General features: G+C 68.4%; 12 protein-coding genes. 3 read left to right on the top strand and 9 right to left on the bottom strand.

What is annotated here, in order from left to right; translation table 11 throughout:
- The first annotated feature begins 35 nt into the window (after nucleotides 1-35).
- Complete coding sequence (locus EOJ32_RS11640; RefSeq protein WP_045999036.1) at nucleotides 36-410, top strand: DUF2237 family protein; 375 nt, start codon at nucleotides 36-38, stop codon at nucleotides 408-410.
- Entirely contained in the window at nucleotides 400-999 is a 600-nt protein-coding gene (locus EOJ32_RS11645) for a DUF4893 domain-containing protein (RefSeq protein ID WP_164871436.1), read from the top strand. The genes EOJ32_RS11640 and EOJ32_RS11645 overlap by 11 nt, the downstream gene beginning before the upstream one ends.
- Here the strand turns inward: EOJ32_RS11645 and trpB are convergent, their stop codons facing one another.
- Nucleotides 1,000-2,226 carry a tryptophan synthase subunit beta gene (gene trpB, locus EOJ32_RS11650; protein ID WP_127898664.1) on the bottom strand — a complete coding sequence of 409 codons (1,227 nt, stop codon included), beginning with the start codon at nucleotides 2,224-2,226 and terminating at the stop codon, nucleotides 1,000-1,002.
- Between the two features lie 212 nt (nucleotides 2,227-2,438).
- Between trpB and EOJ32_RS11655 the strand changes: the two genes are divergently transcribed.
- On the top strand, nucleotides 2,439-3,146 hold the full coding sequence (locus EOJ32_RS11655; protein WP_052714600.1) for a gamma-glutamylcyclotransferase: 708 nt from the start codon (nucleotides 2,439-2,441) through the stop codon (nucleotides 3,144-3,146).
- A gap of 42 nt (nucleotides 3,147-3,188) precedes the next feature.
- Here the strand turns inward: EOJ32_RS11655 and EOJ32_RS11660 are convergent, their stop codons facing one another.
- The 8 genes from EOJ32_RS11660 to xdhB form a co-directional block, all read right to left on the bottom strand.
- Entirely contained in the window at nucleotides 3,189-3,950 is a 762-nt protein-coding gene (locus tag EOJ32_RS11660) for an SDR family NAD(P)-dependent oxidoreductase (RefSeq protein ID WP_240542421.1), read from the bottom strand.
- A complete protein-coding gene (locus EOJ32_RS11665) occupies nucleotides 3,947-4,228 on the bottom strand; it encodes a hypothetical protein (protein ID WP_127898665.1) in 282 nt (93 codons plus the stop codon). Before EOJ32_RS11665 ends, EOJ32_RS11660 begins: the two co-directional genes overlap by 4 nt.
- Complete coding sequence (locus EOJ32_RS11670; protein ID WP_127898666.1) at nucleotides 4,225-5,232, bottom strand: phosphotransferase family protein; 1,008 nt, start codon at nucleotides 5,230-5,232, stop codon at nucleotides 4,225-4,227. The genes EOJ32_RS11665 and EOJ32_RS11670 overlap by 4 nt, the downstream gene beginning before the upstream one ends.
- Nucleotides 5,229-6,440, bottom strand: a complete 1,212-nt coding sequence (locus tag EOJ32_RS11675; RefSeq protein WP_240542422.1) for an acyl-CoA dehydrogenase family protein — start codon at nucleotides 6,438-6,440, stop codon at nucleotides 5,229-5,231. The genes EOJ32_RS11670 and EOJ32_RS11675 overlap by 4 nt, the downstream gene beginning before the upstream one ends.
- Nucleotides 6,441-6,538: 98 nt before the next feature.
- Entirely contained in the window at nucleotides 6,539-8,314 is a 1,776-nt protein-coding gene (locus tag EOJ32_RS11680; protein ID WP_240542423.1) for a potassium transporter Kup, read from the bottom strand.
- Nucleotides 8,315-8,795: 481 nt separating this feature from the next.
- A complete protein-coding gene (gene guaD, locus EOJ32_RS11685) occupies nucleotides 8,796-10,076 on the bottom strand; it encodes a guanine deaminase (protein WP_127898667.1) in 1,281 nt (426 codons plus the stop codon).
- Nucleotides 10,064-10,795, bottom strand: coding sequence for a xanthine dehydrogenase accessory protein XdhC (gene xdhC, locus EOJ32_RS11690; RefSeq protein WP_127898668.1), 732 nt, complete (start codon nucleotides 10,793-10,795; stop codon nucleotides 10,064-10,066). The genes guaD and xdhC overlap by 13 nt, the downstream gene beginning before the upstream one ends.
- Entirely contained in the window at nucleotides 10,792-13,101 is a 2,310-nt protein-coding gene (xdhB, locus tag EOJ32_RS11695; protein ID WP_127898669.1) for a xanthine dehydrogenase molybdopterin binding subunit, read from the bottom strand. The genes xdhC and xdhB overlap by 4 nt, the downstream gene beginning before the upstream one ends.
- Between the last annotated feature and the right edge of the window lie 3 nt (nucleotides 13,102-13,104).

A 13,104-nucleotide genomic window follows, 5' to 3' on the forward strand; every position in this document is an offset into this window, starting at 1 on the left:
CCGGCTGCGCCTAGGCTGGGCGCAAAGGAGACCCCATGGACGCTTCGATCAATGTGCTGGGCGGCGTCTTGCAGCCCTGTTCGACCAAGCCGATGACCGGATTCTTTCGCAACGGCTGCTGCGACACCGGGCCCGAGGACCGGGGCAGCCACACGGTCTGCGTGATCCTGACCGACGAATTCCTGGCGATGTCCCGCTATCTGGGCAATGACCTGACGACCCCGCGGCCGGAATACGGCTTTGCGGGGCTGAAGGCCGGCCAGCGCTGGTGCCTGTGCGCCAGCCGCTTTCTGCAGGCGGCGCAGGAATTCGCCGCGCCGACCGTGGTGCTGGAATCCACGCACAAACGCGCGTTGGAGATCGTGCCGCTGGAGCTGTTGAAGCGCCATGCCGGGACCGATGCGGACTAGGACGGCGATCCTGATCGCGGCACTGGCCGCGACACCCGCCGCGGCCTTCGGCCCCGACCTGGCACCCATCATCCGCGCCGACGACCGCATCCGGCTGGAGCAGGTCGATGCGGTGGCCGGACGCACGCTGAGGGGCGCACTTGCGCAGGGAACCTCGGACGATCTGGCCGTTATGGTGCAAGGCCTGGCAGGCCGCCCCCTGCCCGCCGATCAGGCCGCGACCCTGCTGCAAGGCGACTGGTCGTGCCGGATGCTGAAGCTGGGTGGCGGGTTGCCTCTGGTCGTCTATCAGCCGTTCCGCTGTCGCATCGACACCGACGGCGGGTTCGTGAAACTGAGCGGCTCACAGCGGATGCAGGGCATGATCGGCGATCTGGACGGGGCACAGGTCTATCTGGGCACAGGCTACATCGCCGGCGATACCGCCCTGCCCTATGCCGACCTGCCCGACAGCATCGACCCCGCGGCCACGCCGCAGCGCGTCCCCGAGGTCGGCATGGTCGAGGTCGTCAGCCCGACGCAGGCGCGCATCCTGATGCCCCTGCCGATGCTGGAAGCGGACCTGAACATCCTGCTGCTGACGCGCTGATCAGGTCTTCAGGTCCTGGCCCAGGTGCTTGGCGACGGTGAAGATGTCCTTGTCGCCACGACCGCACATGTTCATCACGATGATGTGGTCGGCGGGCAGGTCCGGCGCGATCTTGATGACATGCGCCAGCGCATGGCTGGGCTCCAGCGCGGGAATGATGCCTTCCAGCGCGCAGCACAGCTGGAACGCGCCAAGCGCCTCGTCGTCCGTGATGCTGACATATTCGGCGCGGCCGATATCCTTCAGCCAAGCGTGTTCCGGCCCGATGCCCGGATAGTCCAAGCCCGCGCTGATCGAATGACCCTCCAGGATCTGGCCGTCATCGTCCTGCAGCAGATAGGTGCGGTTCCCGTGCAGGACGCCGGCGCGGCCGCCCGACAGGCTGGCGCAATGCTCCATCCGGTCATCGACGCCCTTGCCCCCGGCCTCGACGCCGATGATGCGGACGTCCTTGTCGTTCAGGAACGGATAGAACAGGCCCATCGCGTTCGACCCGCCGCCGATGGCCGCGATGATCGTGTCGGGGAAGCGCCCCTCGCGCGGCATGATCTGCTCGCGGACCTCCTTGCCGATGATCGACTGGAAATCGCGCACCATCGCCGGATAGGGGTGTGGCCCTGCGACCGTGCCGATGCAATAGAACGTGTCCCGCACGTTGGTTACCCAATCGCGCAGCGCGTCGTTCATCGCGTCCTTCAGCGTGCCGCGCCCCGACGTGACCGGGATCACCTCGGCCCCCAGCAGGCGCATGCGGAAGACGTTGGGCGACTGGCGTTCGACGTCATGCGCGCCCATGTAGACCACGCATTTCAAGCCGAACCGCGCGCAGACGGTGGCCGTCGCGACCCCGTGCTGGCCCGCGCCGGTTTCCGCGATGATGCGCGTCTTGCCCATGCGGATCGCCAGCAGGATCTGGCCCAGCACATTGTTGATCTTGTGCGCGCCGGTGTGGTTCAGCTCGTCGCGCTTCATGTAGATCTTGGCGCCGCCCAGGTGCTGGGTCATGCGTTCCGCGAAATAGAGCGGGCTGGGCCGGCCGACGTAATGCGTCCACAGGTCGTCCATCTGCGCCCAGAAGGACGGGTCGGTCTTGGCGCGTTCGTATTCCGCCTCCAGATCCAGGATCAGCGGCATCAGCGTCTCGGACACGAAGCGGCCGCCATAGATGCCAAAGCGCCCTTGTTCGTCGGGGCCGGAGGTAAAGCTGTTCAGCAGATCGTCGGCCATGGGATGCGCCTTTGGGTTATTTGCGTGTCTGGGCAACCGGAATGCCCCTTGCCCCCGTTCTAGCCGCCATCGCGCGCAGGGTGAAGCCCGTGCAGGCAGGCGGCCCGCGAAACCGCCCGATTTGCGCGCGACGTCGTGACGCGGACAGGTTTGGCGGTTGACGCCCGGCGGATGACGGTCAAAACCTGCGCCCGACACGCCACATCGGAGGGATGATGCCCAAGGCCCGCACCCTGTCGCTGAGCGATCACCACGTCGCCAGCGTCGCCCCCGCCGAGGGGCTGCTTTACAACCCCGCCTGGCGGATGCTGGAGGATGGCGACCTGGACGCGCTGGCCCTGCGGCTGACGCAGGGGCGGACGGGCCCGATACCGATCTTCGCCTATGGGTCGTTGATCTGGAACCCGGGCTTTGCGGTGCAGGATCGCCGCCGCGCCACGGCGATCGGCTGGCACCGCGATTTTTCGCTGACGCTGGACCATTTCCGCGGAACGCCCGAACGGCCTGGCCTGATGCTCGCGCTGGCATCGGGCGGAACCTGCGAGGGGCTGGTGCTGGACATCGCCGAAGGGACCGAGGTCGAATCCATGCGCGCCATCCTGCGCCGCGAACTGGTCGCGCACGAGCTGGCCGCGAATGCCTGCTGGATCCAGGTGCGCACCGATCGCGGGGTCGAATCCGCGCTGACCTTCTATGCCGATCCGGTCGACGCCCCCGTGGCGCGCCTTCCGGTCGAGGAGCAGGCGCGGCTGTTGGCGACGGCTGCTGGCGCTGCGGGCTCGGGCGCCGAATATCTGCTGCGCACCGCGCGCGGACTGGCCGAATGGGGCATCGAGGACGATTACATCTGGACGCTGCAGCACCTGGTCGCCGAACGGATCGAGGCCGAGGCGGGCTTTGTGCCCCCGACTGGCCGCTAGCCCATTCCGCGCCCCTTGCACCGGTGGGCGTGGGGATCGCGTCTACAGCGGCGACAGCAGGTGGCCGCCATCGGCCACTAGGACCGATCCGGTCATGAACGCCCCCGCGTCCGAGGCCAGCAGCAGCAGCGGCCCGGCCAGATCGCCGGCCTGCCCCAACCGCCGCTGTGGAATGCGGCGGATCTGGGCCTGGCCATGGTCGGTGGCAAAGAAATCGCGGTTGATGTCGGTCTCGACATAGCCGGGGGCCAATGCGTTCACGCGGATGCCGTGGCGCGCCCATTCCAGGGCGTGCTGTTTGGTCAGCTGGATCAGTGCGGCCTTGGACGTGGCATAGGCGGAGACCCCCGCGCCCTGCCGCAGCCCCAGGATCGAGGCGACATTGACGATAGCGCCGGGCCGCCCCGCCTCGACCAGCCTTGCGGCCACCGCCACCGACATCCGCCGTGCCCCGTCCAGGTTGACGCCCATCACCCGCGCCCAGTCCTGGTCGGACTGTTCCAGCGACGCACCGGGAATGGCGATGCCGCTGTTGTTGACCAGCAGGTCTACCGGAGCGCCGGCCCAGGCCTCGGCATCGGCCACGGCGCGGGCGACGCTGCCCGGGTCGGTTACGTCCAGCGCGATGGAATGGGCGTCAGACAGGCTGTCGGCCAGGGCCCGCATCGCATCGACGCGCCGCGCGGCCAGCACGACGCGCGCCCCCGCACCGGCCAGCGTTCGCGCGAATTCCGCGCCAAGCGCGCCCGATGCCCCGGTCACCAGCGCCACGCGCCCGTCCAGGCGGAAACGATCCATGCTCATGCGGGCTCCTCGGCGGTGGTGGGGTCGGCGATCCAGGCGCGCAGCCGGGCGGCCGCCAGCAGGCGGGCATGCAGGTCGGCGTCATGGTCATGCGCCCCCGCCCGGATCGCGGCCACATCGGCGGTCACGTCCTGCGACGGGCGGGCCAGCTCTCGCTGCGCCATGGCCAGCGCATTGGCCGCCAGCAGCGCGTGGTATCGGGCATCCGGCCCGCCAGGGGCGATGTCCCGGCGCAGGGTCGCCTCGGCCTCCGCGATCAGGTCCAGTGCGTCGCTCATGCGGCCTCCGGCGCGGTCATCTGCAACAGGCGGTATTCCAGCGTGTCGGCGATGCGCCCGGTCAGCGCCAGGTGCAGCGAACGTTCGGCCCCGCTGTCGTGGCGGTCGCCCTGCTGCAGGGCGATCACGGCCCATCGGATATGGGCCATGACCTCCCACCACCGCACACGGTCGGGGTCGGGGACCGTGTCCCTGGCGGCGGCATAGCCCGACAGGACGGCCGCACGGCTGGCGATGCCGCCACCCTCCAGATCGGGGCGCGAAAACCGCCAGCATTCCGCGCAGAACCACCCCAGATCGCAGGCCGGGTCCGACCAGGCGGCGAATTCCCAGTCCAGAACGGCCGTCAGCCCATCGGCATCGACCAGGAAATTGCCGGTGCGGAAATCCTGATGTGTCAGGGTCACCCTGTCGGGCGCCGGCGCGTGGCGTTCGGCCCAACGCAGCGCCCATTCCAGGCCCGGTCGCGGCGCGGGCCGCGCATCCAGCCAGCCGCGCAGCCCCGCCACCGCCTGCAGGGCCGGATCGGCGGGGCGCGGCCCCAGGACCCTTGCCAGCGCCGGGTCGGGATCGATCCTGTGGATCAGCGCCAGCTGGCGGCCCAGGTCGCGGCCCAAGGCCTCGCGGTCGCCGCCAAGCGTCGTGTCGCGCACGACCTTGGGGCCATAGCCGGTGCCGCCCACCCAGGCCATCGCCGCGAAGGGCGCGCCGATGACCGTTGGGTCATCGCAGAAGCCTAGGGGTTCGGGCACGCGCACACCCGTGCGGTGGGCCGCGGCGATGATCGCATATTCCTCTGCCCGAGACCGGCTGGCGGCGATGGTCGCGGGGGCGTCGCGCCGGATCACCAGGCGGCGCAACATCCCGTCCGCCGTGACCGTCACCGCCCAGTTCTCCTGGATCGCGCCGCCAGACAGCTTGTCCGCGGCGGTGACCCGCGCGCCGGGCAGGTCCAGCGTCATCGCCAGCCAGGCGTCAAGCGCGGCGTTATCCGTCAGGCTCATGCGCCCCAGCCCCAGAAGTCGTCCCCTTCCCGTGCATAGGCATCGGCCAGCACCATCCGGTGCACCTCGGAGGCGCCATCGACCAGCCGCGCCTGCCGGGCATAGCGATAGATCCATTCCAGCACCGTGTCGCGGCTGTATCCCCGCGCGCCGTTCAGCTGGATCGCCACGTCGGCGGCCTGATGCAGCGTGTCGGCGACATGCAGCTTTGCCATCGAAACCTCCTTGCGGGCATGGCTGCCGTGGTCCAGCGCCCAAGCCGCATTCATCGTCAGCAGCCGCCCGATCTGAATGTTCAGCGTCACGCCGCCCAGCATCAGCCGCACCGATTCCCGGTCGGCCAGCCGGATGCCGAAGCCCTCGCGCGCGTCGACATAGGCCTGCGCCTCGGCCATTGCGCGCTTGGCCAGACCCAGCCAGCGCATGCAATGGGTCAGCCGCGCGGTGCCAAGCCGGATCTGCGTGACCTTCAGCCCGTCGCCCACGCCCATCAGGCGGTTCTCGTCGGGGATCTCCAGCCCGTCGAACTCCAGTTCGCAATGGCCGCCATGCTCCTCGGGGCCCATGATGGCGATGCGGCGCAGGATCTTCCAGCCGGGCTGGTCGCGGTGGAACAGGAAGGCGGTCAGATGGCGGCGGCGTTCGTCGGGATTCGGGTCGGTGCGCGCGATCAGGATGAAATGCGCCGCCCCCTCGGCCCCGGTGATGAACCACTTGCGGCCGGTGACGCGCCAGACATCGCCGTCGCGCACGGCGGTCGTGCCGATCATGCCGGGGTCGGACCCGCCACCCGGCGCGGGTTCGGTCATCACGAAGCTGGACCGCACCTCACCCGCGACCAGCGGCGCCAGCCAGCGCGCCTGCTGATCGGGGGTGCCCACGCGGGCCAGGATGTCCATGTTCCCGTCATCGGGGGCCGCGCAGTTGAAGACCGCGGGCCCGAAGATCGAGCGGTTCGCCTCCTCGTACATCACCGCGCGGCCGGTGACGGGCAGGCCCATGCCCCCCAGGGCCTGCGGCACCTGCGGGCACCACAGCCCCGCCGCGCGCGCAAGCGCGCGCAGCGCCTGCAGGGGCGCGTCGGCGATGTTGTCATGATCGTCCCAGTTGGCGCGGTCGGCCTCGACCGGCAGGATATGGGTGTCGACGAAATCACGGGTACGGCGGCGGATGTCCTCCAACCGGGGGTCCAAGGTGAAATCGATCATGTCAGTCCTCTCCTCGCGCCATCCGCGTCCTGCCGGGGCCCACCATCCACCAGCCTCCGCGCGATGTCGATGACGGGCGATCCAGACCCGGCGCCGCGTCAGATCAGCAGTTGCTGACCCAGGACGATCACGCGGCTGCTGGGTAGACGATAGAAGTCGGTGGCGTTCGCAGCGGATTTGGACAGGGACACGAACAGCGTCTCCTGCCAGGCGGGCAGTTCGCGCGTCTTGCCGGGGCGGAACGTGCGGCGGCTGAGGAAGAAGGACGTCGACATGATGTCGAAGCGCACGCCTTCCTTGCGGGCCAGGGTCAGCGCCTTGGGCAGGTTCGTCTCCTCCATGTAGCCGAAACACATGTCGATGCGGATGAAGCGGTCGGACAGGCGCGTCACCGTCAGGCGGTCGTTGTCGGCGACATAGGGGCGCGTCGCCACGGTCACGCAGACGATGATGTTCGTCTCGTGCAGGACATAGTTGTGCTTGAGGTTGTGCAACAGCGCGGCCGGCGCGATGTCGGGTTCCGCGGTCAGGAAGACGGCGGTGCCGGGCACCTCGACCAGCCGGTCAGAGCGGGCCAGCATCTCGATCAGCGCGGCCGTGGGGGTGGCGCTGCGCCGGGCCTGGGCCTGGACGTGACGGGTGCCGCGGATCCAGGTCCACATCAGCACGATCATCACGGCGGCCATCATGATCGGCACCCAGCCCCCGTTCGGGATCTTGATCGCGTTCGATCCCAGGAACAGCAGTTCGAGCGCCAGCAGCGGCGTGACCACCACGGCGACCAGCATCAGGGGCCAGCGCCAGACCCGCAGGAACACGACCGAGGCGAGGATGGTGGTGATGACCATGTCCCCCGTCACCGCGATGCCGTACGCCGCGGCCAAGTCCGAGGACGACCCGAACACCACCACCAGCACGACCACGCCGATGGCCAGAATCGCGTTGATCTTGGGCAGGTAGATCTGCCCCTCCTGGGTCTCGGAGGTGTGCAGGATCTCCAGCCGGGGCAGCAGGTTCATGCGCACCGCCTGCTTGATCATCGAAAACGCGCCCGAGATGACCGCCTGGCTGGCGATGACCGTGGCCATCGTCGCCAGGATCACCAGGGGCAGCAGCGCCCAGGGCGGCGCCATCAGGAAGAACGGGTTCGTCACCCGGTCGGGATGGGCCAGGATCATTGCCCCCTGCCCCAGATAGCTGAGGGTCAGGGCGGGCCAGACCAGCAGCACCCAGGCCATGCGGATCGGGCGACGCCCGAAATGGCCCATGTCGGCATAAAGCGCCTCTCCTCCGGTGACGGCCAGGAAGACCGATCCCAAGACGATCAACGAGGCCAGCTTGTTCGTGACCAGGAACGCCCCGGCATGCACGGGGCTGAGCGCGCGCAGGATCGACCAGTCGTCGCCGATATGGGACAGCCCCATCACCGCCATGACGACGAACCAGGTGACCATGATCGGCCCGAACAGGATCGACACCGCCCCCGTGCCCCACCGCTGGACGATGAACAGCCCGGTGATGATGGCCAGCGTGACGGGCACCACGTAGGGGCCGAAGGCGGGGGCCACGATGGTCAGCCCCTCGACCGCGGACAGGACCGACATGGCGGGTGTGATGATCGCGTCCCCGAAGAACAGCGATATGCCGATCATTCCCAGCACCATCAGCCAGACGGGCCGCTTGCCCAGTGCCTGCTGGATCAGGGTCACCAGGCTCAGCGTGCCGCCCTCGCCCCGGTTGTCGGCGCGCATGATCAGGGCGACGTACTTGAAGCTGACGATCGAGATCAGCGTCCAGATCAGCAGCGAGATCACCCCCACCACATCATCCGGCGACAGCCCGTCGCGCGACGCGGCATGCAGCGATTCGCGCATCGCATAGATCGGAGAGGTTCCGATGTCGCCATAGACGACCCCGATCGCCCCAGGACCAGCCCGCCCAGGTTGCTGGAACCATGCTGCCCCGCGGTGGGAAGATCGGACAGGTGCGCCGATGCGGCGGCAGGTTGCGCCGGACCGTCGGGGGTGACGTGATCGCTCATGTGTCGACAACTCTCTTGGCAGCGCCGTGGCCTGCAGGCGCTGCCGCCTCTAGCAGGCACGCGTCGCATTGAGAAGAACGGCCCGCGTTCATCTGACATCCACGAAGGCGATCACGTCAAACCCTAGCCCGGCAAGACCGGCACCATGCGTGCCGCCTGCCCATCGTTCAATCAGAACGGCACGATTCTGCCAAGCCGGATCGGGTGGCAGGTTCGATCTGTCGTTGGGTCACATCGTTACGGGGCCGAATCACGCCTGTCCCGGCGCGACGCGTGCAGGTGGAGCCGGACGTCGCCCGGCTGCCAGAGGTGCATCAATCCGCCTTCTGCGGGCGACCGGCGACATAGGTCTGGGCCACCGCGCGGTCGTCGCCCATGATCTGCAGGACAAACAGCTCCTGGGCGAGGGTCTCAGCCTTTTCCATCCGCAACGCCATGGCGGGGGTGGCACGGGCGTCGAGGACCACCAGGTCGGCGGCGCTGCCGGGGGCCAGGGTGCCGATCTCGGCCTCCATGCCCAGGGTCAGCGCGTTGCCGCGCGTGGCCCAGTGGAACGCCGCCAGCGGATGCAGCTTCTGCCCGCGCATCTGCAGGATCTTGTAGCCCTCAGCCAGGGTCTGCAGCATCGACCAGCTTGTGCCGCCGCCCACATCCGTCGCGATGCCGCTGACGATGCCCGCGGCGCGCAGCCCGTCGGCGTCGAACAGCCCCGACCCCAGGAACAGGTTCGAGGTCGGGCAGAACACCGCATGGCTGCCGCTTTCTGCCATCCGGGCGATTTCGCGGGGTTCCAGATGGATAGAATGGCCCAGCAGCAGCTTGTCGGACAGCAGGCCGTAGCCCTCGTAGATGTCCAGATAGTCGCGCGCCTTGGGATAGAGCGACAGGGTGTATTCGATTTCGTCGACGTTTTCCGACAGATGCGTCTGCACGTGGCAGTCGGGATGGGCGCGGGCCAGCGCGCCGGCCGCTTCCATCTGTTCGGGGGAGGACGTGATCGCAAAGCGCGGCGTGATCGCATAGCGCTGCCGGCCCTTGCCGTGCCACTCCTGGATCAGCGCGGCGCTGTCGTCATGGCCCTGCTGCGGCGTGTCCAGCACGGCGGCCGGCGCATTGCGGTCCATCATCACCTTGCCCGCGATCATGGCCATGTCGCGATCATGGGCGGCAGAGAACAGCGCCTCGGCGCTGGCCTTGTGGCTGGAGCAGAAGGCAACGGCGGTCGTCGTGCCATGCGCGGTCAGCTGGTCCAGAAACAGCCCCGCCATGCGGGTGGCATGCGCGGGGTCGGCGAATTCCGCCTCGGCCGGGAAGGTATAGGTGTTCAGCCAGTCCAGCAGCTGCGCACCCCAGCTGGCAATGACCTGCAACTGGGGAAAATGGATATGCGGGTCGATGAATCCCGCCAGGATCAGATGCGGGCGGTGGTCGATCTCCTCCAACCCGTCGCGGGTCAGTTCGGCATGATCGCCGACGGCGACGATGCGCCCGTCATCGACCAGGATGGCCCCGTCTTCCCAGAAGCGATGATTGTCGGCCGTGTCCTGGGGATCGGCATGAAAGTCGAGGACGCGGCCCCGGATCAGCTGTTGCATGGGTATTTTTTCAAAGAAGAAGAGGTGAGGCGCGCCATCAGTTCGGCGGCGGTGAAGGCGGCGATGATTTCGGGGCGCTTGTCGCGCGAGAAGCCCGCCCCGATGGGACAGGTCAGGCCTGCGGCGTCGATCCCGCGCGAGGCGGCGAAGCGTTCGAACTGGGCCCGCTTGGTGGCGCTGCCGATCATCCCGACATAGGCCAGGTCGGTGCGGGCAAGCGCCTCGGCCGCCAGCAGGAAATCCAGTGCGTGATCGTGGGTCACGATCACCACGGACGTGCCGGGCCGGGCTGCGCGGATCTGCGCCTCCGGCAAGGGGGTCAGCAGGGTCGGGCCGCTGGCCTGCGCCAGCTCCTCCGGCCGGCTGTCGATCAGCAGGGCGTTGACAGGCAGCGGTTCCAGCGCCCGGGCCAGGGCGCGCCCGACATGGCCCGCGCCAAAGATCAGCGCGTCGGCGTGATCCTGCGGCGCGGGGCCGTGGCGGTCCAGCGTCAGCACCACCCGCCCGCCGCAGCACTGGCCAATCTGGGGGCCCAACGGCACGTCCATGATGGCATCGGCCTCGTCCCGCGCCAGCATCTGCCGCGCGCGGTCGATCGCCATGTATTCCAGCTGTCCACCGCCGATGGTGCCGGTGACCCGGTCGGGGGTCACGAACATCTCGGCCCCCGCCTCTCGCGGGGTCGAGCCCAGGGCCCGGGTGACGCGGACGCGGATCATCCGCGCAGCCGCTCGACCGCCATCAGCACGCGTTCGGGCGTGGCGGGCGCATCCAGACGCGCGGGCGTGCGATAGTCGGCGACCGAGGCCACGGCCATGTTGATCGCCTCGAACACGCTGATGCCCAGGACGAAGGGCGGTTCTCCGACGGCCTTGGACCGCTTGATGGTCCGCTCGCTGGCCTCGGACCAGTCGGCCAGCGCGACGTTGAAGATGCGCGGGCTGTCGCTGGCAAGGGGCACTTTGTAGGTCGACGGCGCATGGGTGCGCAGGCGGCCCTTGGCATCCCACCACAATTCCTCGGTCGTCAGCCAGCCGGCACCCTGGACGAACGCGCCCTCGACCTGACCGCGATCCAGCACCGGGTTCAGGCTGCGGCCCACGTCGTGCAGGACGTCGGCGCGGTCGATGACGTATTCGCCGGTCAGCGTGTCCACCGACACCTCGGCCACCGCGGCGCCATAGGCGAAATAGTAGAACGGCCGCCCCTGCCCCGTCGTCCGGTCCCAGTGGATCTTGGGCGTCTTGTAGAAGCCTGCCGCAGACAGCTGGATGCGCGCCATGTAGGCCGCGCGGATCACCTGGGCAAAGGGGATCATCTGATCGCCAGCCCGTACGTGACCCGGCACGAAGGCCACTTGGTCGGGGGCGACCTGCCATTTTTCGGCCACGAAGGTCACTAGGCGCGCCTTGATCTGTTCCGCCGCATCCAGCGCCGCCATGCCGTTCAGGTCGGTCCCCGAGGACGCCGCCGTGGCCGAGGTGTTCGGCACCTTTTCCGTGGTGGTCTTGGTGATCTTGATGCGGCTCAGGTCACACTGGAACGCCTCGGCGACCACCTGGGCCACCTTGGTGTTCAGACCCTGCCCCATCTCGGTCCCGCCGTGATTCAGGTGGATCGAGCCGTCGGAATAGACATGGATCAGCGCCCCTGCCTGGTTGAACCAGGTCGCGGTGAAGCTGATGCCGAACTTGACCGGGGTCAGCGCGATGCCCTTGCGGATCACCCCACCCTTGGCGTTCCAGTCCAGCACTGCCTGCCTGCGGGCGTGATAATCGCTGCTGGCCTCCAGCTCATCGAAGATGCGCGGCAGGATCTGGTCCTGCACCGTCTGGTGATAGGGCGTCAGCTGGCCGTTCTGGTACAGGTTGCGCTTGCGTACCTCCAGCGGGTCCATGCCCAAGGCATAGGCGATCTCCTCGACCATGCGTTCGGCCACGATGGCGCCCTGGGGGCCGCCGAAGCCGCGAAAGGCGGTGTTGCTGACGGTGTTCGTCTTCATCGGGTGGCTGCTGATGCGGACGTCCGGATAGAAATAGGCGTTGTCGGCGTGAAACAGCGCCCGGTCCGTCACCGGCCCCGACAGGTCCGCCGAAAATCCGCAGCGGGCATAGAAATCGCCCTCCACCGACCGGATGCGGCCGTCATCGTCAAAGCCCACGGCGTAATCCACCACGAAATCGTGCCGCTTGCCCGTGGCGATCATGTCGTCGTCCCGGTCGGGGCGGATCTTGACCGTCCGGTTCCAGCGCTTGGCCGCGACGGCCGCGACGCAGGCGAACAGGTTCATCTGCGTTTCCTTGCCGCCGAAACCGCCGCCCATGCGCCGCACGTTCACCACAACCGCGTTGCTGGGCACCCCCAGGACGTGGGCCACCATGTGCTGCACCTCGGACGGGTGCTGGGTCGAGACGTGCAGAACGACCTCGTCATCCTCGCCCGGCACGGCCATCGCGATCTGGCCCTCCAGATAGAAATGGTCCTGCCCGCCGATGGCAAAGCGACCCTCGATCCGGCGCGGCGCGGCGGCCATCGCCGCAGGCGCATCGCCGCGCTTGAGGGTCAGGGGGTCGGTCACATAGCCCATGCCCGCGTCGCGCGCCGCGATCGGGTCCAGCGCGTGGGGCAGCACGTCATAGTCGATCCGCGCCTTGTGCGCCGCGCGGCGCGCCTGGTCGCGCGTTTCGGCGATGACCGCAAAGACCGGCTGGCCCCAGAACTGCACCACGCCTTCGGCAAAGATCGGGTCGTCGTTCTTGCCGTTGGGCGACACGTCGTTGACGCCCGGCAGGTCGGCCGCCGTCAGGATGCCCAGCACGCCCGGCTGCGCCAGCGTGTCGGTGAAATCCATGCCCGTGATGCGGCCATGGGCGCAGGACGACAGGCCCAGATAGGCGTGGATCGTGCCGGTGGGCTCGACCAGATCGTCGGTGTATTCGGCACGGCCGGTGACATGCTTGGCGGCGCTGTCATGGGCGGTGTCCTGATGGGCCTGGCCCGTGATGGTCGCGGTGTCGTCCTTCATGGC

The organism is Paracoccus sp. Arc7-R13, assembly GCF_004010775.1.
Lineage (GTDB): Bacteria > Pseudomonadota > Alphaproteobacteria > Rhodobacterales > Rhodobacteraceae > Paracoccus > Paracoccus marcusii.

Bases quoted from the DNA above. Each gene is read 5' to 3' on its own strand.
- EOJ32_RS11640 (WP_045999036.1), top strand. From the start codon at position 36: ATGGACGCTTCGATCAATGTGCTGGGCGGCGTCTTGCAGCCCTGTTCG.
- EOJ32_RS11645 (WP_164871436.1), top strand. From the start codon at position 400: ATGCGGACTAGGACGGCGATCCTGATCGCGGCACTGGCCGCGACACCC.
- trpB (WP_127898664.1), bottom strand. From the start codon at position 2,226: ATGGCCGACGATCTGCTGAACAGCTTTACCTCCGGCCCCGACGAACAA.
- EOJ32_RS11655 (WP_052714600.1), top strand. From the start codon at position 2,439: ATGATGCCCAAGGCCCGCACCCTGTCGCTGAGCGATCACCACGTCGCC.
- EOJ32_RS11660 (WP_240542421.1), bottom strand. From the start codon at position 3,950: ATGAGCATGGATCGTTTCCGCCTGGACGGGCGCGTGGCGCTGGTGACC.
- EOJ32_RS11665 (WP_127898665.1), bottom strand. From the start codon at position 4,228: ATGAGCGACGCACTGGACCTGATCGCGGAGGCCGAGGCGACCCTGCGC.
- EOJ32_RS11670 (WP_127898666.1), bottom strand. From the start codon at position 5,232: ATGAGCCTGACGGATAACGCCGCGCTTGACGCCTGGCTGGCGATGACG.
- EOJ32_RS11675 (WP_240542422.1), bottom strand. From the start codon at position 6,440: ATGATCGATTTCACCTTGGACCCCCGGTTGGAGGACATCCGCCGCCGT.
- EOJ32_RS11680 (WP_240542423.1), bottom strand. From the start codon at position 8,314: ATGCGCGAATCGCTGCATGCCGCGTCGCGCGACGGGCTGTCGCCGGAT.
- guaD (WP_127898667.1), bottom strand. From the start codon at position 10,076: ATGCAACAGCTGATCCGGGGCCGCGTCCTCGACTTTCATGCCGATCCC.
- xdhC (WP_127898668.1), bottom strand. From the start codon at position 10,795: ATGATCCGCGTCCGCGTCACCCGGGCCCTGGGCTCGACCCCGCGAGAG.
- xdhB (WP_127898669.1), bottom strand. From the start codon at position 13,101: ATGAAGGACGACACCGCGACCATCACGGGCCAGGCCCATCAGGACACC.